We start from the raw sequence: 18,602 nt of genomic DNA on the forward strand, positions 1-18,602 counted from the left end.
TGAAAACCTTTTCCGTTTCGGGTCGGGCAACATCATGCCACACTGTGTGCATGCGTGACGACGAATTGGCCCGGGGCGTGCGCCTACGGGAGGAGGGCAAGCCGGAGGAGGCCAGGGAGCTGCTGGTCGAGCTGGCGCGCCGGCATCCGGACGACGCCGAGGTGGCCTACCAGACGGCCTGGGTGCACGACACGCTCGGCCTCGAGGCCGAGGCGGTGCCGTACTACGAGACGGCCCTGGCGGACAAGGAGCTGAGCAATCGGCTGGGGGCCTACACCGGGTTCGGGAGCACGTTGCGAGGGCTCGGGCGGTATGACGAGGCGTTGGAGACGTTCGTCAGGGCGCTGGGGGAGTACCCCGGCGACGCCGGGCTGCGCACTTTCATGGCGATGACGCTGTACAACCTCGGCCGTTCTCAGGAGGCGGTCTCGACGCTGCTCAAGGTGGTAGCCGAGTCGGGCCACGTCGGCGGTTACCGGCGGGCCGTCGAGTACTACGCGGACCACCTCGATGAGACCGTCTAGGCGCAGGTCGCGTCGAGGTTGACCGGGCGGTCCAGGTCCGGCGCCGGGCTGGCGTCGGTCCTGGGCGAGGGGCGCGCCTTCAGGGCCTCGGCGACCTTGTGCCGGATCAGGGACCAGTCGGGGTACACCGTGTTGATCAGCGGCGGCACGAAGCTGAGGCTGCGGATCTTCGTGTCCTTGACCTTCTGCGCCAGGCCCACGACGGCCGGCAGCAGTTCCTGCGGGAGGTCGGTCGAGATGGCCCGCTTGGTGGCCGCGGCGAGCTGCTCGAAGCTGTTGAGCACGGTCAGCGCGTCGGCCTGTTTGGCGACCGCGTTGAGCAGGCACTTCTGGCGTCCCATGCGGACGTAGTCGTCGCTGTCGGTACGCGAGCGGCCGTACCAGAGGGCCTCCTGGCCGGACAACCTGCGGGTGCCGGTCGGCAGCAGGCCCTCGCGCCAGCGGCCGTACACGATGGGCTCCTTGATGGTGACCTTCACGCCTCCCATGGCGTCGATGATCTCGGCGAATCCCTTCATGTCCACGAGGGCGTAGTAGTTCACGTCGATGCCGAGGATGTCGCTGATCGTCTGCTTGAGCAGGGTCGCGCCGCGCTTGCCCTTCGCCACGCCCGGCACCATGTCTGGATTGTCCTCGGCGAACTGGTAGATCTCGTTGAGCAGCCCGGGGGTGCTGGGGCCGTCGCCGGTGAAGCCGTAGGGGAAGCGCGCCCTGGCCGGGCCGTCGGAGAAGTGGACGTTCTGGAGGTTGCGCGGCAGGCCGAACAGGACGGTGGCGCCGGTCTCGGTGTCCACGCTGGCCACGGTCATGCTGTCGGTACGCACACCGGGCCGTCCCGGCGCTGCGTCCCCGCCCAGGAGCAGGAAGTTGACCCGGCTGGCGCCGTTCCACGGGTCCTGGGCCATGACGGGCGTGCTGCTGGCGGTGGAGAACAGGGTGTTCACGACGTCTCGTGACAGGTACGCGAGCCTGGCGGCGTACACGGTCGGGGTCAGGACTAGCGCGCACAGGGCGACGGTCAGCGTCGTGGTCAGGAAGCGGCCCACGGTGTCCGCGCTCGGCGGACGTACCAGGACGAATGACCAGACGATCACGCCGGTCCAGGCGAGCGCGATCATCACCAGCGCCACGGTGAGCCAGACGAGCCAGTGGGGCTGCACCGCCAGCGACAGCAGGTTGGCGCTGTAGGCGGTGAACAGGGTGAGGACGCCGGCGAGCATCGCGACATGCCCGAACATGAGCGCCAGGCCAGTCTTGCGGCGTTCGGCCGCGAGATGCGCTACACCCCACAGCAGAGCCGAGGCGAACGTGAGTGCCATGCTCGCGCCTAGGCCGAATCCCCGCCGGTTCACTGTCATGCCTGGTCAAACCCCCATCGTGTGCTCATCCACGTCACCGTAGTAATGAGCTGTGCGGGATAGACGGTAGGAAGGAGAAGGGTTCGGTCAATTCCACGTCAAGACCACCTTGAGATATAACGTGAATGTGCGCAAGCGACACGGTAGTTATGGATTCGACGCACCCTGGGCGCTGGCCGGTCTGTTCTTGGGCGCGATCGGGCTGCTGGCCCTGGCGGTGATCTCCTTCCTGCTGGACATCCCTCCGGCCGGGATCGCGTTCCTGTTCGGCGGGCTCTACACGCTGGCCAGTGCGGCCAGCTACCTCTACACGACGCGCCGCGGCAAGTTCGTGGTCTGGGCCGAGGAACTTCAGTTGCTGAAGGGCGACGAGCGGCTGCTCGACCTGGGCTGCGGCCGTGGGGCGGTGCTGCTGATGGCGGCGGAACGGCTCGAGCACGGCAGCGCGACGGGCATCGACCTGTGGCGCTCGAAGGACCAGTCAGGCAACGACGAGTCGACGACCAGGGCTAACGCCGAGGCCGAGGGCGTCTCCGACCGGGTCGAGCTGGTGACCGGCGACATGCGCGACCTGCCGTTCGGCGACGGCGCGTTCGACGCGATCGTGTCGAGCCTGGCCGTCCACAACATCCCCGACGCCGAGGGGCGCGCGCAGGCCGTGCGCGAGGCGCATCGGGTGCTGCGGCCCGGCGGGCTGATGCTGCTCGCCGACTTCCAGCACACGGTCGCGTACGAGGACACGCTGCGCTCGCTCGGCGTGGTCGACGTGCGGCGTCGCGACGCGGGCTGGCGGTTCTGGTACGGCGGACCGTGGTTCAACACCGGCATCCTGGAAGCCAGGAAGCCTACCTAGCGAGAACGCGGGTAGCCACAAGAGCTTATGAGCGACGTGGAAACCGGCACCGTAACCACCAAAGTGCCCGCGCGCCTCGATCGGCTCCCCTGGTCCCGCTGGCACTGGATGATCGTCGTAGGGCTCGGCACCGTCTGGATACTCGACGGGCTCGAGGTCACCATCGTCGGCAACCTCTCCGGACAGCTCGCCAAGCCGGGAAGCGGCCTGGACATCACTCAGGCGCAGGTCGCGGGCCTGGCCGCCGCGCTCTATGTCGCGGGAGCCTGCTCGGGGGCGCTGTTCTTCGGCTGGCTGACCGACAGGTTCGGCAGGAAGAAGCTCTTCCTCATCACGCTGGTCGTCTACCTGCTGGCGACCCTGATGACTGCGTTCTCCTTTCAGGCGTGGTGGTTCTTCCTGTTCAGGTTCATGACGGGGTTCGGGATCGGCGGCGAGTACGCGGCCATCAACTCCGCCATCGACGAGCTCATCCCGAGCCACCACCGGGGGCGCATCGACATCATCATCAACGGCAGCTACTGGCTCGGCGCCGCCGGCGGCGCGCTGCTGACCGTGCCGCTGCTGAACGACCTGCCGGTGAACATCGGCTGGCGTGTCGCGTTCGGCCTGGGCGTGGTGCTGGGCCTGGCGATCCTGCTGGTACGGCGGAACGTGCCGGAGAGCCCGCGCTGGCTGTTCATCCACGGCAAGGAGAAGGAGGCCGAGGAGATCGTCGGCGACATCGAGCGGCAGATCGGTGTCGACCTGCCGGAGCCGTCGGAGTCGATCACCGTGCGCCAGCGCAAGTCCATCGGATTCATCCGGATCGCGCACACCATGGTCGCGCTCTACCCCACACGTACGATCCTGGGCCTGTCACTCTTCATCGGGCAGGCGTTCCTCTACAACGCGATCACCTTCGGCTACGCGCATATCCTGTCCACCTTCTACAAGATCGACACGCACACGGGCTACTACTTCGCCGTGATCGCGGTCGGGAACTTCCTCGGCCCGCTGCTGCTCGGCCACCTCTTCGACACCGTGGGCAGGATCCCGATGATCTCGGCCACGTACATCGGGTCCGGGGTGCTCCTGCTGGGCACCGCCTGGCTGTTCAACCAGGGCGTGCTGACCGCCGTCACGCTGACCGCGTGCTGGTCCGTGGTGCTCTTCGTGGCCTCGGCGGGGGCCAGTTCGGCGTACCTGACCGTCAGCGAGATCTTCCCCATGGAGACCAGGGCCCTGGCCATCGCGTTCTTCTTCGCGATCGGCACGGCCGCCGGCGGCATCGCCGGGCCGCTCGTCTTCGCCTCGCTGGTGGAGACCGGGGTGCCCGGGGACACGGCGCTCGCCTTCTCCATCGGCGGCATCGTGATGATCGCGGCGGGGCTGGTGGAGCTGCTGTTCGGGGTCAAGGCCGAGCGCAAGGGCCTGGAGGCCATCGCGACGCCTCTCACCGTGGCGTGATGAGCGAGATGCGGGCCACGTGATCGATGTACGCGGTGGGGAGGCCGTACAGGATGCCCGCCATCTCCTGGTCGTGGATCACGGGCAGGGCGGCCAGCGCGTCGGAGGCCAGGCCCCGGCAGTACTCGATCGTGTCGTCCACCATCCGGCTCGCCCGCAGCCTGCGCAGCGCCTCCTCGACCTCCTCGTCCGACATGGGCCTGCCCAGTAGATCGCCGAGGTCCGTGCCGGAGAGGAGCAGCGGGAGGCTGTAGACGCCCTGCCGTAGATCGTTCCCGGCGGGCTTGCCGAGCCGCTCGGCCGGCGCGGTCAGGTCGAGCAGGTCGTCGAGGATCTGGAAGACCAGCCCGAACCTCTCGCCGTACGCCGCCATCCGTGCCCTGTCCTCGGGGGAGGCGTGCGCGCACACGGCCGCCACCAGGCACCCGGCCCTGAACAGCGCGGCCGTCTTGCCGGTGATGGACCTGATGGCACTTTCCCGGGTACGGGCGGGATCGAACAGGTCGGTCGTCTCGAGATACTGCCCTTCGGCCAGCTCGACCACGGTGGCCGCCAGCACCTCGGCGACCGGCCTGGACACCGCGGTGATCGCCGCCAGCCCTGCCCTGGCCAGCATGAAGTCCCCAATCACCAGCGCCTTGCCGTCGCCCAGCTCGGCGTTGAGCGTCCTGGCTCCGCGGCGCTCGGTGGCGCGGTCCATGAGGTCGTCGTGCACGAGCGACCCGGCGTGGATGAGCTCGACGCACGCGGCCGCCGTGATCACCCGCCGGTCGGGCGTCTTGCCGAGGGCCAAGGAGGTGGCGAGCGTCAGGGCGGGCCTCAGCCGCTTGCCACCGGCCGCCACGATCCGCCCGGCACCGGCGCTGATCGCCGGCAGCGCGGACGACCCGCTCAGGCGGCGGATCCTGGCTTCGACCTTTCGCAGACCTTGGACGATGGCAGGGCTGCTCAGCAGTTGATCCATACCTCCCAGCCTGCTCGGAGCTCGCTGAGCCGGGCCTGAGAGACCCTGAGGGCGCTCTCAGCGCTGACCCATGCGGCGGTGCCGGGGTGAGAAGTCACCCATGAATTGGGACATGTGGGCCCATGACGCCGGGACAGCGTGAGCCTGCGTTCCATGCGCCGCCGCGCCACCGAACTGGGCGGCACGTTCGACCTGTCCACGACGCGGAGCGGCACGAACATCCTCGTCAGGCTGCCGCTGAAGGAGGCCACATGACCAGGGTCGTCGTGGTGGAAGAGCATCCGATGTTCGCCGAGGGGCTGATCGGGTTGCTGGGCGACCTGGACGGCGTCGAGGTCGCCGGGCACGCGGCCTCCGGAGAGGAGGCGGTGGAACTGGTGGCCGCCACGTCGCCGGACATCGTCCTGATGGACCTGCACCTGCCCGGCATGAGCGGGATCGAGGCGACCCGCGAGATCCGCTCCCGCTGTCCGGGCGTGGCGGTGCCGGCGCTGACGATGTTGTCGGACGACGCGACGATCCTGGAGGCGATCCGGGCGGGCGTGCGGGGCTACCTGCTCAAGGAGGCCACGCCCGCCGAGATCGCCAGGTCGCTGGCGGCGGTGGCGGCCGGGCACGTCGTCTTCGACCGCGGGGCGGGCGACCGGGTCCTCGCCGCGCTGTCGGATCCGCGCGTCGAGCCCCGCCCGCTGCCCGAGCTGACCGACCGCGAGCTGGAGGTGCTCGACCTGATCGCGGCGGGGCTGACCAACCCGGCGATCGCCGAGCGGCTGTGCCTGAGCGAGAAGACCGTGCGCAATCACGTGTCGAACGTCTTCGCCAAGCTCGGCGTCGGCGACCGCGCCGCCGCCGTGGCCCGGGCGAGGGACGCGGGCCTCGGATCGCGCCGCCCTGGCCGCCCGCCTGGCTGACCCGCATGAGAGGGTCACCATACGCCGCACCGCAGGGAGTCCTCGCGTGACCCGACCATCTAGCAAGGAGCTCTACGTCATCGTGTGCGCCGCCGGACCGGCTTCCGACGTCGGCCGGCTCGTCGCCATGGCGCAGGAACAGGGCTGGATCGTCCAGGTCGTCGCCACCCCGTCCGCCCTGGACTTCATCGACGTGCCCGCGCTGGAACGGCAGGCCGGCCGGCCGGTCCGCAGCCAGTACCGCAAGCCGTACGAGCCCAAACCGCCCCGAGCCGGGGCGATCGTGGTCGCGCCCGCCACCTACAACACGGTCAACAAGTTCGCCCAGGGCATCGCGGACACCTATGCCCTGGGCCTGCTGGCCGAGGCGCCCGGGCTCGGCATCCCCGTCGTCGTGCTCCCCTTCGTCAACAACGCCCTGGCCGAGCGCCGCCCCTTCCTGCGCAGCATCGACCTGCTGCGCGGCGAGGGCGTCCGTGTCGTGCTGGGCCCGGGGCAGTTCGCCTCGGACGAGCCCGACGCCGTGGCCGAGCCCTTTCCGTGGGAGCGCGCGCTGGACGAGCTCCGTGGTTGAGCCTGACATCGTGTGAGGCGGTATCCCGGGATGTACCGACCGACTTCAGGAGGAACATCATGACAATGGCCGAACGGGTCGACGAGGTCCTGCGCGCGGGCAAGGCGCCGTACTTCCACGGCCTCGTGGTGCTGCGGAGCGGGGAGGTCGTCCTCGAGCGGTACGGCTCCGGGCCGGACCACCGGCTGGGCGATTCGCTGGGGCACGTCGAGTTCGACCGGGACACGTTGCACGACCTCAGGTCCGTGTCCAAGAGCGTGGTGGGGCTGCTGTACGGCATCGCGCTGGGCGAAGGGCTGGTGCCGGAGCCGAGGGCGGGACTGGTGGCCCAATTTCCGGAATATCAGGACCTGGTGGCGGATCCCGCGCGGGCGCATCTCACCATCGAGCACGCGCTGACCATGACGCTCGGGCTCGAATGGAACGAGGACGCCCCCTACACCAGCCCGGCCAACAGCGAGATCGCGATGGAGCTGGCACCTGACCGGTACCGGTACGTGCTGGAACGGCCGGTCATCGAGGAGGCGGGGAAGCGGTGGCTCTACTGCGGTGGGGCGGCCGCTCTGATCGGCGGGATCATCGCGCGCGGGGCGGGGAAACCGCTCGAGGAGTACGCCGCGACCGCGCTCTTCGAGCCCCTCGGGGTGAACACCTTCGAGTGGTCCAGGGGCGAGCACGGGACGGTGAGCGCGGCGGCCGGGCTGCGGCTGCGGCCGGCGGACCTGGCCGCCATCGGGCAACTGGTGCTCGACGGCGGCCGGGACATCGTGCCAAGTGAGTGGCTCCAGGAGATGCTGCGGCCTCGGGTGCTGATCGACCAGGGGTTCGAGTACGGCTACCAGTGGTACATGGGCACCGGGGAGCGCCGCTGGACCGGCGGCATCGGGAACGGCGGGCAGCGCCTGGTCGTCCAGCCGGAGGACGAGCTGGTCGTGGCGGTGACGGCCGGAGAGTACGACCAGGGCCAGACCAGTGCCGTGGCGGTGCTCGAAGCGGTTCTGGACGCCTGACGCTCAGGGGACGAGCAGGATCCGGCCCGTGATCGCGCGGCTCTCCAGGAGGCGGTGGGCCTCCGCCGCCTCCTCCAGTCGCAGCGTACGGTCGACATAGGCCCGGCTCCTCCCGTCGGTGAGCCGGTCGAGGATCGCCGGGAGGTGCGTGGCGAACACCTCCCCGGCCCACCCGGGGCCGCTGCAGCCGGTCACCGTCACCCCGCGTTCCATCAGGTCGGCGGCCGTGATGGCGGCGGGTTCCCCGCTCAGCATCCCGTAGTACAGCATTCGGCCGGTGCCGGGAGTGAGGTGGTCGAGCACCTGCCTGGCCACCGTGCCGCCGACGGACTCGAAGACCACGTCCACATCCGGCAGCTCGCCGGGCCAGTCGGGCGAGCTATGGTCGATCACGAGATCCGCGCCCAGGCGAGCGGCCCGGTCCCGCTTGGCGGCCGAGCCCGCGGTGGCGATCACCCGTCCGGCCCCGAACTCCTTCGCGTGCCGCACCAGGTAGGTCCCCACCGAACTGCTGCCTGCCTCCACGAGCACGCTCTCCCCGCCATCGAGGCGCGCCTTGTGCAGCAGGGCGAGGGCTATCGCGCCGGGTGCCGCCGCGGCCAGCGCGTCCACCGGGGTCACGCCGTCCGGCAGGGGACACGTCATGGCGGCGGGGAGCAGCGCGTACTCGGCGTACGACCCGAGCCCGCCGGTCACTCCCACGAGCGTGCTCCCGAGCAGCTTCGCATCCACCCCCTCTCCCACCTCGACCACCTCGCCGGCCGCCTCCGCGCCGATCACGGCGGGTAGCGGCAGCGGGAACGGCAGCGTGCCCGCCCGGATCTGCGTCTCGGCGTAGCTGACGCCGATGGCCTGCGTGCGGATGAGGACCTGGCCCTCACCGGGACTCGGGCGTGGCAGGTCGGTCACTTCGAGCCGATCCGGGCCGCCCTTCTCGGACAGGACGATCGCGCGCATGCTGGGACTCCTTAAACTGAACCGTTGGTCCAGTTAATATATGGACCACTGGTCAAGTTTGTCCATGGGAAAGAATGACCGGATGGAACGTCGAGAGCGGGCCGACGCCGCGCGCAACAGGCAGGCGATCCTGCGGGCGGCCGAGGAGCTGCTGCGGCGGCACCCGCCCGAGCAGGTCTCCGTCGAGCGCGTCGCGGCCGCCGCCGGCGTGGGCAAGGGGACGGTCTTCCACCGGTTCGGGAGCCGTACGGGGCTCATGCTCGAGCTGATGAGCGAGCGGGCACGCGAGTTCGAGCAGGCCTTCACCGAGGGGCCGCCGCCGCTGGGCCCGGGCGCGGACCCGGCCGAGCGGCTGGTCGCGTTCTTCGCGGGGGTGGCGGAGCTGGCGGCACGCAACGGAAACCTGATGAGCGCCATCGAGCACGCCATGGTCACCAGGAAGAGCCACGGCGAGCAGCCCAGGGAGGCCAACCCGATCTACCTGGCCTGGCACCGGCACGTGTCCGGGCTGATCGCCGAGGGGCGGCCCGACGTGGACGCCGAGCAGATCGCTCACATGCTGCTCGGCACCCTGCACATGGAGCCGATCGCGAGCCAGTTGCGGGCGGGGGAGCAGGAGCGGCTGGCCGCCGCCTTCGCCGACCTGGTCAACGGGCTGCTCGGGGTCAGAGGGGGAGGTGGGTGATCGCCTTGTGGAAGGCAGCGACGGCCGCCCTGATCGCGGGGTGCTCGCCGTTCCCCCTCCTGAACGCCGCCAGCGTGCGGCGGCTCAACGGCAGGCGGGTGAGCGTCACCCCCTCGGGCGGGTCGATCGCCGCCAGATGGGGTACGAGCGCGACCCCCTGACCGGCCGCGACGAAGGCGAGCACGGTGTCGAAGTCGTCGATGTGGTGCCGTACGAGCGGCTCGAACCCGGCCGCCTGGCACGCTCTGATCGCCATCGTGTGGCACAGGGTCCCCGGCCTGTCGGTGATCCACGAGTCGGCGCGGGCGTCGGCGACCGAGGGCCGGTCGGTGAGGTACATCGGCTCGCTGAACAGCGGCTCCGTCTCGATGGACGCGTCGGTCACCGGCGGCACGAAGTCGTACTCGTGCACGAGCGCCACGTCCAGCTCCCCGGCTCGCAGCGCGGCCGAGACGTCGGCGGGGTCGATCTCGGAGACCATCGGCACCAGGCCGGGATGCGCCCCGGTCAGGTCGGCGAGGGCCGGGGGCAGGAGCACGCGGGCCGCCGTCGGGAACGCCCCGATCCGCAGCGGCCCCGAGGGCCCGCCGCGCGCGGCGGCGAGCGCAGCCGACGCGCGTTCGAGCTGCTCCAGCACGGCGTGCGCGTGCTCGACCAGGAGCCGGCCCGCGGGCGTCAACGTCACGGTACGGCCCGTACGCTCGAGCAGCGGCACGCCCGCCTCCCGCTCCAGGGCGCTGAGCTGCTGCGAGACGGCCGAAGGCGTGAACGTGACAGCCTCCGCGACGGCGGCGATCGTGCCGCGCCTGGCGAGTTCGCGGAGAAGGTGGAGCTTGCGCGGGTCGAGCATAAGTCAAGCTTAAGCTAAAGCGAAGAAATCCGCGCTGGACCTAACGTATCGATGCGAGGCAGGCTCGAAGCATGCTGAGAGGAATCCACGTACCGCTGGTCACCCCGTTCACCTCGTCGGGAGAGGTGGCCGTGGACGCGATCGAGAAGCTCGCCTCCCACATGCTCGACCAGGGCGCCGCCGGGCTGGTCGCGCTGGGCACGACGGGCGAGGTGGCCGCGCTCGACCCCGACGAGCGGGCAAGGGTGATCGAGACCTGCGCGCGGGTCTGCGCGGAGCGGCAGGCGCTGCTCACGGTGGGAGTGACGGGCAACGACACGCGTTCGACGGCTCGGGCCCTGCGTGGCCTGCCCGAGGGGGTCCGTGCCGCACTGGTGACGGTGCCGTACTTCCTGCGGCCCGGCGAGCGCGGCGTGATCGCGCACTTCGAGGCGCTGGCGGAGGAGACGCCCGTGCCGCTGGTGATCTACCACATCCCGTACCGGACGGGGCAGGCGGTCCGCGCCGCGACCCTCCGGCACCTCGGCGCCCATCCGATGATCGCGGGCGTGAAGTACGCGGCGGGCGGGATCGACCAGGATGCGGTGGACCTGCTGGGCGACCTGCCCGAGGGGTTCGAGGTGGTGGCGGGTGACGACGCGTTCGTCTCGCCGCTGCTCGCGCTGGGGGCCACGGGCGGGATCCTCGCCTCCGCGCATCTGGAGACCGGGAGCTTCGTCGAGCTGGCGGACGCCTGGCACGCCGGCGACGCGGCCCGGGCCAGGGCGCTCGGGCACCGGCTGGCCCGACTCTCGGCGGCGCTCTTCGCCGAGCCCAACCCCACCGTGATCAAGGGGTTGCTGCACGCCGAGGGCCTGATCCCGACCCCGGACGTGCGGTTGCCCCTGGTCCCCGCCAGTGCGGGGGCGGTGTCGCAGGCACGCTTGGTGGCGCACTCAGGCGATTGACGTTCAGCGGTCGGTCTCCCGGATGGCCGTGCCGACCTCGCTCACCCGGTCGGCCAGCAACCCGATCGCGCCCACGGCCCGGGTCATCGGGTCGTCGCCGGCCCCGCCGAGCGCCCTGGCCTTGAGGAACGCCGTCTTGATCTCCGCCCAGCGTTCGGCCTGGGCCGGGGTGAGGCGGTCGCGGAGCTCGGCCAGCTTGAGCAGGTTGGCCTCGGCGTCCGTGGTCAGGGTCTGGGCCTCGCCCAGGTAGTGGTCGTCGATCACCGCGTCCAGCTCGGCGTCGTTCATGGCGGGGACGATGCGCTCCGCCAGCTTGTTCATGTTCCGGTACGAGCCCTGCAGCCGGTACGGGGGCTCGGTGCGGGCGGCGTCGGACTGGGCGGCCGAGGCGATGTAGGCCTGGTTGTTGGCCAGCACGACCTCCTGGACGCGCACCAGCTTGGCCAGCACGCTGAGGATCTGGTCCAGTTCCGGCTTGGTGTACGGGTGCCGGAGCTGGTCGGGCCTGACGGTGGTGTCGCCCCTGGCGAGCCGTACGAGGAGCTCGACGTCCGCGCGGTCGCGGCCGGACAGCGGCGCGAGCACGGGGTTCGAGGTGAGGGCGTTGTCGATGTAGCTCAGCGCGAACAGGTCGTCCTTGCCCGACAGGACGTCGCCCAGGTTCCACACGTCGGCGCGGTTGGCCAGCATGTCGGGGATGCGGAAGCGCCGGCCGGACTCGGTGTACGGGTTGCCCGCCATGCACACGGCGAACCGTTTCCCGCGCAGGTCGTAGGTGCGCGTGCGGCCGTTCCAGACCCCTTCGATGCGGCGCTGGGCGTCGCAGAGGGAGATGAACTTCTGCAGCAGCTCCGGCGAGGTGTGCTGGATGTCGTCGAGGTAGAGCAGCGTGTTGCTGCCCGTCTCCAGGGCGAACGAGATCTTCTCCACTTCCTGCCTGGCCGTCGCGTCGGGCGCGTCCGCAGGGTCCAGCGAGGTCACCTCGTGGCCCAGGGCCGGGCCGTTCACCTTGACGAACATCAGGCCGAGGCGGCTGGCGACGTACTCCATGAGCGTCGTCTTGCCGTAGCCGGGCGGCGAGATGAGCAGGAGGAGGCCCATCTGGTCGGTACGCTTGCCCGCGCCCGCCGCGCCGAGCTGTTTGGCCAGGTTGTCGCCGATCAGCGGCAGGTACACCTCGTCGAGGAGGCGGTTGCGGACGAAGGCGCTCATGACCTTGGGCTTGTACTCGTCCAGGCGCAGGCGGCGCCGTTCCGCCTCGACCAGCTCGCTCCTGCGCCGCTGGTAGGCCCGGTACGCCGGGACCCGCTCCTGCCTGAACCGGCGTGTCCTGCTGAGGATCTCGTCCAGCCTGATCTCTAGCTTGCGGTCCTTGACGCGGGGGTGGCTGCCGAGGAGGCCGTCCACGATCTCCTGAGTGGTGGCGCTGGAGTCGTGGCGGGGGACGTCGCACAGCTGTACGGCAATGGCCTCCGCCACCTCGGGGCCCTGGTGGTAGGCGGCCATCCAGGCGTGGGCCAGCTGCAGCCGCTCGGGGAGCGGCACGTTCCTGAGCTCCTCCTCGAATTCCCGCACCTTGGCCGGGCCCAGGGTTTTCCTGAACCCGTCGAGGAGGTCGCGGGCCGCCTTGCTCGTCACGAACCCGATCGGGCTGCTGCTGCCCAGCTCCTCGACGAGATACTCGCCCGCGAGCCCCGCCCCTGTGCTCGGTGCCGTCTCCGCTGCGCCGGCCGCCGCACCCGTTGCGCCGAGTGCCGCCGCCCCCGTGCGGAGGCCCGCCATGAAGCGGGCGATCAACGTCCCCAGCTCAGCGGCCAGCGAGTCCAAGGCCGGGGTGGGCCCGAAGACGGCGCGGGCGCGGACCAGCGACACGGCCCGCGTGGTGAATGTTTTACGTGAAACGTCGTCCAACCCAAAGATCCAGAACAGCTGAGCCGCCGCCCGCACCTCGGCCGGATACCGCAGCAGCCCCGCCCCCGACCGCAGCCGCACCAGAACGTCCAGGATGGCTAGGGCATCGTGGTCATGGACGCCCCGCTCGTATCCCTCGTCGTAGCGGGACTCCAAGGCCTGCCGCACCACGTCCTCGAGAGCAGCCCCGGGAGCCAGGGAGTCCAGGAGCGAGGCCGCCAGGTGCTCGGCCCGGTACACCTCAGGCGTCTCCGACACCAGCAGCTGGTCCCAGAAGGGCCGGGTGTCGGCGAAGGAGGCGGGCACAGGGGAGCGGTAGTCCGTTCCCGTGATCGCGAAGTGCATGGACTTGTCGTGCGGCACAAGCGTCAGATCGATGGGCTGGGTGTTGACCGCGAAGCGGTGGTGGCCGAGCCGGAGAGTCTCGCCGCCGTCAGAGAAGAGGTCGAGCCGGTCCCGCAGGGCCCGTAAAGCCTCCTGCTGGGCGGACTTGACGCGCCCGTCCAGCTCCTCGGCCCGAACGGCGTCCCCGAGCGAACGCAGCTCCGCGGCGGCCGAGCGGACCTTGGCCACCATCGGGTCGGTGGCGAAGTACGTGTTGACCTCGTCCAGGGAGCCCAGGGCGCCGAGGCGGCGCGTGATGCTGCCCAGGATGCGCTCGGCCGAGGCGAAGACGCGGTCCGCGCGCCGGGCCAGGGCGTCGAGCTGGGACTGCTTGCGGGCCGAGAACGCCTCATAGACGTCGTCCCGCTTGGCCGACAGCTGTGCCGCGAAGTCGTCGAACTCGCCGAAGCGCGACTCCAGGGTCTCCAGCTGCAGCATCAGGCGCCCGAGCTGCTCATCGCATTCGGCAGGGGTGTCCGCCATGGCCAGCGCGCCCGTGATGGCCTGGCCGAGCAGCGCGAACTCGGCGGCGAACGCGGCCCGGCCCTCTGTGCCGAGCAGCTCGCGCCGGCGCCCGTCCAGGATGGCCCTGGCCCGGTTCACCCCGCCGAGGACCTCGGCGATCCGGCCCAGGATGGACGTGCGTACGGTGGCGTCGGCGATGTCCAGGGAGCCGACGACCTCCGTCACCACCTCCAGCCCCTCCGCCTGCGCCGCCAGCCGGTCCGCCACAGGGGCGGCCTCCGCGACCGTCGCGATTGCGGAGGCGGAGGCGGCGAGCTCCTCGACGGCCGCGTGATAGGCGGTGAACGCGTCCGCGCCCTGCATGAACGCGACCGCCCGCTTGCCGGCCGACGCGAGCTCCTCCGCCACGGAGGAAGACAGCGAGTCCAGGGCGGCCAGGTCGATGTAGCGGGTCTCGCGCAACGTCACAAGGCGGCCCTGGGCCCGGCGCAGCGTGGCCAGCATGGCGACCCAGGCGTCCGCGGTGACCGGACTGTCGGCTCGCGCCTGGCGTACCAGATGGGTGGTCTCCTCGGAGGCCGTGGCGAGCGCCTCAGCGGCCTGGCGGGTGAACTGCTCGACGTTCTCGTACTCGTCCAGCACCTGCTCGGCCGTGGCCCGCACGTCGGCGAGCGGGCCGCGCAGGCCGTGCTCCTCGAGCCAGTGGTAGGAGTCGAACGCCCGCGTGCAGGCGGCGATCAGCCCTTCGAACGTCCCCGCGGACGGCGCCATCTCCTCGATCATCCGGGACACGGACAGACAGTCGGAGATGCCGCGCACCAGCTCCGCGTTGCCGATGCGCTCCAGCGGCCCCGTCCCGGCGGGCTGGGCGGCGGCGTACGTGTCGGAGACGTACGGCGTCTGCCAGACCTGCATCGGGTGGACCCGGGTCGGCTCGTCGGAGGTCGCGCGGAAGACCACCATCGTGCCGTCGTCGAACAGCGAGTAGCCGTGGCAGACGATGGGGTTGGCCACCTCCTTCCTGATCACGTTGTACGGCAGCAGCAGCGACCGCCCGTCGCCCCTGGCGTGGAAGACGTACAGGACGTCCTCGCCGTTGGGCGAGCGGACCACCCGCTCGAACTCCAGGTCCGTCACGTCCGTGTCGAACGTCTTGCTGACCCCGGTCGTCAGGTAGTAGCCGCCGGGGAAGATCAGCCCCTGGTCCTCGGGAAGGCGCTGGCAGGCCTGGCCGAGGCCGTCGAGCCTGATCACGGCCTTGGTGCGGGTGTTGAAGACCAGGTGGCGCCGCTCGGTCTCCTTGTACGGCCTGATCCGCATGAGGATGAGCGGCCCCACCCTGGCGTACTCGACGTCGGCGTCCGCCAGGCTCTGCAGCGGCTCGGCGACCGGCTCGGCGTAGATGCCGGCGCCGGTCTCCGTGTTGTTCTCGATCTTGATGGTGAGGTCGCCGCCGACCGTCTCGACGAACACCTCGTCCTCGATCGAGATGTGCGGGTGCCGGCCGAGGATGTGGTCGTCGCGCGTGGTCGGCGTCCACTCGAAGTCGTGGGACGGGGGGAAGACGTGGTCACGCTCCCCCCGATTGTCCAGATAGCTCGGGACCCCGCCGTTGCTGACCGCCCACCGCAGCACCCGCAGGTCCGCCGGACCTGTCTGGAACACGGCCAGCAGCTTGCCCTCGACCCGCCTGAGCTGCTGCAGCCGGGTCTCCTTGTAGTACCGGTACAGCTCGGCGAAGTCCTTCTTGAACGCCGGATCGTCCAGCGTCTCCAGCTTGTCGGCGTCGAACCTGAACGCGTCGCCGTCCCTGGAGAACCGGTGCACCGCGAACACGTCCGCCACCGCCGTCTCCGGCTTGAGCCCGATGAAGACGTTGTAGCCGAAGAGCATCACGTCGCCCAGGGAGACGATGTCCCTGGGGACGCAGTTGTTCTCGGTACGGATCCGCTCGGTGCCCAGCAGGCGCAGCTCCGCGCCGCCGAACACCTTCAGCCGCTCCCCGTTGAGGCTCTCGGCCGCCGCCGTCAGCGCCTTGGCCTGGGCCTGGAGCCGGTTCCTGAGGACCTCGTACGTCCCCGCTTCCAGCTCGCTCACGTCAGGCCTTCACCCCGGCGAGCGCCGCCACCGGGGAGTCGGCCACGCCCAGCCTGCGGGCCGTCTCCAGCAGCTCGCCGAGCGCCGTCGCGTGCGGGCCGCCGTCCTGGATGAGCCGCATGAGCAGGGCGGAGACGGTCAGGTTCTTGATGTCCTCGCTACGCACGCCGCCGATCACGCTCGCCAGGTCGGCCGCCAGGCTCGCCGAGCCGTTGACGTACGGCGAGACCAGAGCCCCGGCGACCTCGGAGTGGTCCACGAAGCCGTCGACCACCTTCCCGGCGGTGATGGAGCCGACCACCTTGTCGAAGAACATCGTGTCGCCGCCGACGATGTCGATGTTCGCCTTGGCCAGCCCGGCGGCCAGCACGCTCGCCTGCGACTCCGCCACCTGCCGCGACACGTCGATGTGCTTGAGCCTGATCTCCTTGTCGGCCTCCAGGCGCAGGCGGTACTCCTCGTGCCCCCTGCTGGCCTCGTCCAGCGCCGCCATCGCGGCCGCCTTGGCCGTGAGGCCCTCGGCCTCGGCCTTCAGCTTCTCGCCCACCGCGGATGCCCCGGCCAGCGCCATCGCCTGCTCACCCTCGGCCTGCGCCTTGAGCCGGTCGCCCTCGACCAGGGCCATGGCCTTGGCCCCCTCGGCCTCGGCGGCCAGCTTCTCCTTCAGCACCAGCGCCTCCGCGCGGCCGACCTTCTCGATGGCCTCGGCGTCGCGCTCCCTGACCTGCACCTGCGCCAGCCCGGACGCGGCCGACTCGGCCTGGACGCCCTCGGCCAGCCGGATCTTGGCCCGGGCCTCCAGCTCGGCGGCCTGCTGCCTGGCCTCGGCGAGCACCAGTTCCTCGCGCGCCTTGAACTTGGAGGCGGCCTCCGCGGCCTCGGCCGCCTTGATGTCCTTGACCAGGTTCTCCTGCGCCTCGGCCTCGGCGGCGATGATCACCTGCTGGCGGGTGCGCTCGGCCTCCTCGACCACGCGCAACCGCTTGATGCTCTCCTCCTGCTCGGCCACGGTCTTGTCGACCGCGATGCGCTCGCGGATGACCTCGGCGATGGACCGCTTCTCGGTCTCGACCTCTTTGTCCTTGGCGATGCGCGACAGCTCGGTCTCCCGCTCGCGGGCGATGACCTCCAGCACCCGGTCCTTCTCGATGCGCTCGGACTCGATGGCGATCACGCGCTCACGGTTCTTCTCGGCGACCGCGATCTCGCGGGCCCGGTTCTCGTTCTGCACGCCGAGCTGCTCGTCGGTCTTCATGTGCGCGCCCTGGGCGCGCAGCCGCTCCTCGGCCTGCACGCGGGCGATCTCCGCCTCCTCGCGGGCCTTGACGGTCTCGATCTCCCGCCGCTGCTTCAGCTCGGCGTCGGCCTGGCGGCGCTCCAGTTCCAGGATGGCCTCGCGGGCGTCCACGTTCTGGCGGGTGATCTCCTTCTCCTCGTTGCGCTGGAACTCGTTCGTGCGCACGTGCTCGATCGCCGTCAGCTCGGTGATCTTGCGGATGCCCTGCGCGTCGAGGATGTTGCTCTTGTCGAGCTGCATGAGCGAGGTCTGCTCGAGGTAGTCGATGGCGGCGTCCTCAAGGCTGTAGCCGTTCAGGTCAGTGCCGATGAGCCGGACGATCTGGTCCCTGAACTCGTCGCGCTTGGTGTAGAGGTCCACGAAGTCGAGCTGCTTGCCGGCCGTCTTGAGCGCCTCGGAGAACTTCGCGTTGAACAGCTCCTGCAGCGTCGTCTCGTCACTGGCCCTGGCGGTGCCGATGGCCTGGGCGACCTTGATGACGTCCTCGGCGGTCTTGTTCACGCGGACGAAGAACGTGATCTTGATGTCGGCCCTGATGTTGTCCCGGCAGATCAGGCCCTCGCGGCCGGTCCGCTCGATCTCGATGGTCTTGACCGAGATGTCCATGATCTCGGCCTTGTGGACGACGGGCAGGACCACGGCGCCGGTGAACGTGACGTCCACCTTGTTGACCTTGGAGACGATCAGCGCCTTACCTTGCTCCACCTTGCGGAAAAGGCGGCCTATGACGACGAGCAGGCCAATCACGATGACCAGGATGACGGCGAGAAATACGCCGAAGCCGGTGGAGATGATGTCCATCAGTGCTCACTTTCGTACGGCATGACCCAGAAGAATTCGCCGTCTTTGTCGTATTCGAAGATGAGTGCGTTGTCGCCGCGGGCCAGCCGGTCCTGGCCGGTCGTACGTACCTGCACGACCGCGGACGAGCCGTCGGCGGCGGTGACCTCGGCCTGGCCGAAGTCGGGGGTGGCCGCGCCGGTGCGGATCACACACATCTGGCCGACGAAGTCGCCACGCGAGTGGCGATCCCCTTCAGGGAGCAGCCGGCGCAGCGGAACCAGCAGGCCACGGGTGGCGAGCCAGGCTCCGCCCAGGGCGGCGAAAGGGACGGCGATCAGCAGGCCGCCACTCGCCACCACGCTGCCGATGAGGCAGAGCAGCCAGGCCAGTGCGATCAACAGCGAGAGCGCGATTCCGGCGGGGACTCCCCCGAGGCCCAGCCAGGCGGCGTCGTCTTCCAGGTCGAACAGCCCGGTGATCACGGTCAGCCAATAACCGATGACCACCACGAGAAGGAAAGTGAAAATGACAGTCGGAAAGCTCAGTACGGTGTCTAAGAACTCGGTCATCCCGCCTCGGTTAG

The 18,602-nt window shown here is 70.1% G+C and carries 15 protein-coding genes; 8 read left to right on the forward strand and 7 right to left on the reverse strand.

Annotated features, from left to right (window positions below; all coding sequences use genetic code 11):
* Positions 1–50 precede the first annotated feature (50 nt).
* On the forward strand, positions 51–524 hold the full coding sequence (locus AB0J09_RS06195) for a tetratricopeptide repeat protein (RefSeq protein ID WP_360685961.1): 474 nt from the start codon (positions 51–53) through the stop codon (positions 522–524).
* On the opposite strand, the gene AB0J09_RS06200 is transcribed toward AB0J09_RS06195, so the two are convergent.
* Positions 521–1,843: an LCP family protein gene (locus tag AB0J09_RS06200; RefSeq protein WP_360685964.1), complete on the reverse strand. Its 1,323-nt coding sequence runs from the start codon at positions 1,841–1,843 to the stop codon at positions 521–523. The two genes, AB0J09_RS06195 and AB0J09_RS06200, sit on opposite strands and share 4 nt — an antisense overlap.
* A 166-nt stretch (positions 1,844–2,009) precedes the next feature.
* Here AB0J09_RS06200 and AB0J09_RS06205 point away from each other — a divergent pair, with 166 nt between their 5' ends.
* Both AB0J09_RS06205 and AB0J09_RS06210 read left to right on the forward strand, forming a co-directional pair.
* Entirely contained in the window at positions 2,010–2,735 is a 726-nt protein-coding gene (locus AB0J09_RS06205; protein WP_360685967.1) for a class I SAM-dependent methyltransferase, read from the forward strand.
* A gap of 27 nt (positions 2,736–2,762) precedes the next feature.
* The gene (locus AB0J09_RS06210) at positions 2,763–4,184 is read left to right on the forward strand and encodes an MFS transporter (protein WP_360685970.1); all 1,422 of its coding nucleotides are present in this window, start codon (positions 2,763–2,765) and stop codon (positions 4,182–4,184) included.
* On the opposite strand, the gene AB0J09_RS06215 is transcribed toward AB0J09_RS06210, so the two are convergent.
* On the reverse strand, positions 4,171–5,148 hold the full coding sequence (locus AB0J09_RS06215; protein WP_360685973.1) for a polyprenyl synthetase family protein: 978 nt from the start codon (positions 5,146–5,148) through the stop codon (positions 4,171–4,173). The two genes, AB0J09_RS06210 and AB0J09_RS06215, sit on opposite strands and share 14 nt — an antisense overlap.
* Before the next feature lie 251 nt (positions 5,149–5,399).
* On the opposite strand from AB0J09_RS06215, the gene AB0J09_RS06220 reads away from it, so the two are divergent.
* The 3 genes from AB0J09_RS06220 to AB0J09_RS06230 are packed head-to-tail and all read left to right on the forward strand — an operon-like array spanning position 5,400 to position 7,643.
* On the forward strand, positions 5,400–6,059 hold the full coding sequence (locus AB0J09_RS06220; RefSeq protein WP_360685976.1) for a response regulator transcription factor: 660 nt from the start codon (positions 5,400–5,402) through the stop codon (positions 6,057–6,059).
* Between the two features lie 46 nt (positions 6,060–6,105).
* The gene (locus tag AB0J09_RS06225; RefSeq protein ID WP_360685979.1) at positions 6,106–6,633 is read left to right on the forward strand and encodes a flavoprotein; all 528 of its coding nucleotides are present in this window, start codon (positions 6,106–6,108) and stop codon (positions 6,631–6,633) included.
* A 59-nt stretch (positions 6,634–6,692) separates the two neighbouring features.
* Positions 6,693–7,643, forward strand: a complete 951-nt coding sequence (locus AB0J09_RS06230; RefSeq protein ID WP_360685982.1) for a serine hydrolase — start codon at positions 6,693–6,695, stop codon at positions 7,641–7,643.
* Positions 7,644–7,646: 3 nt separating this feature from the next.
* Here AB0J09_RS06230 and AB0J09_RS06235 read toward each other — a convergent pair whose 3' ends face one another.
* Entirely contained in the window at positions 7,647–8,600 is a 954-nt protein-coding gene (locus AB0J09_RS06235; protein ID WP_360685985.1) for a zinc-binding dehydrogenase, read from the reverse strand.
* Between the two features lie 64 nt (positions 8,601–8,664).
* Here AB0J09_RS06235 and AB0J09_RS06240 point away from each other — a divergent pair, with 64 nt between their 5' ends.
* The gene (locus tag AB0J09_RS06240; RefSeq protein WP_360685988.1) at positions 8,665–9,285 is read left to right on the forward strand and encodes a TetR/AcrR family transcriptional regulator; all 621 of its coding nucleotides are present in this window, start codon (positions 8,665–8,667) and stop codon (positions 9,283–9,285) included.
* Here AB0J09_RS06240 and AB0J09_RS06245 read toward each other — a convergent pair.
* Positions 9,266–10,135, reverse strand: coding sequence for a LysR family transcriptional regulator (locus AB0J09_RS06245; protein ID WP_360685990.1), 870 nt, complete (start codon positions 10,133–10,135; stop codon positions 9,266–9,268). The two genes, AB0J09_RS06240 and AB0J09_RS06245, sit on opposite strands and share 20 nt — an antisense overlap.
* Positions 10,136–10,206: 71 nt before the next feature.
* On the opposite strand from AB0J09_RS06245, the gene AB0J09_RS06250 reads away from it, so the two are divergent.
* Positions 10,207–11,082 (forward strand): 4-hydroxy-tetrahydrodipicolinate synthase, encoded by an 876-nt coding sequence (locus tag AB0J09_RS06250; RefSeq protein ID WP_360685993.1) that lies wholly within the window; start codon positions 10,207–10,209, stop codon positions 11,080–11,082.
* A 3-nt stretch (positions 11,083–11,085) separates the two neighbouring features.
* Here the strand turns inward: AB0J09_RS06250 and AB0J09_RS06255 are convergent, their stop codons facing one another.
* Genes AB0J09_RS06255 through AB0J09_RS06265 form a run of 3 tightly spaced genes read right to left on the reverse strand, consistent with a single transcriptional unit; the run spans position 11,086 to position 18,588 of the window.
* Positions 11,086–15,939 (reverse strand): DNA repair ATPase, encoded by a 4,854-nt coding sequence (locus AB0J09_RS06255; protein ID WP_360685996.1) that lies wholly within the window; start codon positions 15,937–15,939, stop codon positions 11,086–11,088.
* Between the two features lies 1 nt (position 15,940).
* On the reverse strand, positions 15,941–18,037 hold the full coding sequence (locus AB0J09_RS06260; protein ID WP_360685999.1) for a flotillin family protein: 2,097 nt from the start codon (positions 18,035–18,037) through the stop codon (positions 15,941–15,943).
* Positions 18,037–18,588: a hypothetical protein gene (locus tag AB0J09_RS06265; protein WP_360686002.1), complete on the reverse strand. Its 552-nt coding sequence runs from the start codon at positions 18,586–18,588 to the stop codon at positions 18,037–18,039. Before AB0J09_RS06265 ends, AB0J09_RS06260 begins: the two co-directional genes overlap by 1 nt.
* Between the last annotated feature and the right edge of the window lie 14 nt (positions 18,589–18,602).

Origin of the sequence: Nonomuraea sp. NPDC049784 (assembly GCF_040659615.1) — a bacterium.
Taxonomy (GTDB): Bacteria; Actinomycetota; Actinomycetes; order Streptosporangiales; family Streptosporangiaceae; genus Nonomuraea.

Coding starts and splice junctions, on each gene's coding strand:
- AB0J09_RS06195 (WP_360685961.1), top strand. CDS start 51: ATGCGTGACGACGAATTGGCCCGGGGCGTGCGCCTACGGGAGGAGGGC.
- AB0J09_RS06200 (WP_360685964.1), bottom strand. CDS start 1,843: ATGGCACTCACGTTCGCCTCGGCTCTGCTGTGGGGTGTAGCGCATCTC.
- AB0J09_RS06210 (WP_360685970.1), top strand. CDS start 2,763: ATGAGCGACGTGGAAACCGGCACCGTAACCACCAAAGTGCCCGCGCGC.
- AB0J09_RS06215 (WP_360685973.1), bottom strand. CDS start 5,148: ATGGATCAACTGCTGAGCAGCCCTGCCATCGTCCAAGGTCTGCGAAAG.
- AB0J09_RS06220 (WP_360685976.1), top strand. CDS start 5,400: ATGACCAGGGTCGTCGTGGTGGAAGAGCATCCGATGTTCGCCGAGGGG.
- AB0J09_RS06230 (WP_360685982.1), top strand. CDS start 6,693: ATGACAATGGCCGAACGGGTCGACGAGGTCCTGCGCGCGGGCAAGGCG.
- AB0J09_RS06235 (WP_360685985.1), bottom strand. CDS start 8,600: ATGCGCGCGATCGTCCTGTCCGAGAAGGGCGGCCCGGATCGGCTCGAA.
- AB0J09_RS06240 (WP_360685988.1), top strand. CDS start 8,665: ATGGGAAAGAATGACCGGATGGAACGTCGAGAGCGGGCCGACGCCGCG.
- AB0J09_RS06245 (WP_360685990.1), bottom strand. CDS start 10,135: ATGCTCGACCCGCGCAAGCTCCACCTTCTCCGCGAACTCGCCAGGCGC.
- AB0J09_RS06250 (WP_360685993.1), top strand. CDS start 10,207: ATGCTGAGAGGAATCCACGTACCGCTGGTCACCCCGTTCACCTCGTCG.
- AB0J09_RS06260 (WP_360685999.1), bottom strand. CDS start 18,037: ATGGACATCATCTCCACCGGCTTCGGCGTATTTCTCGCCGTCATCCTG.
- AB0J09_RS06265 (WP_360686002.1), bottom strand. CDS start 18,588: ATGACCGAGTTCTTAGACACCGTACTGAGCTTTCCGACTGTCATTTTC.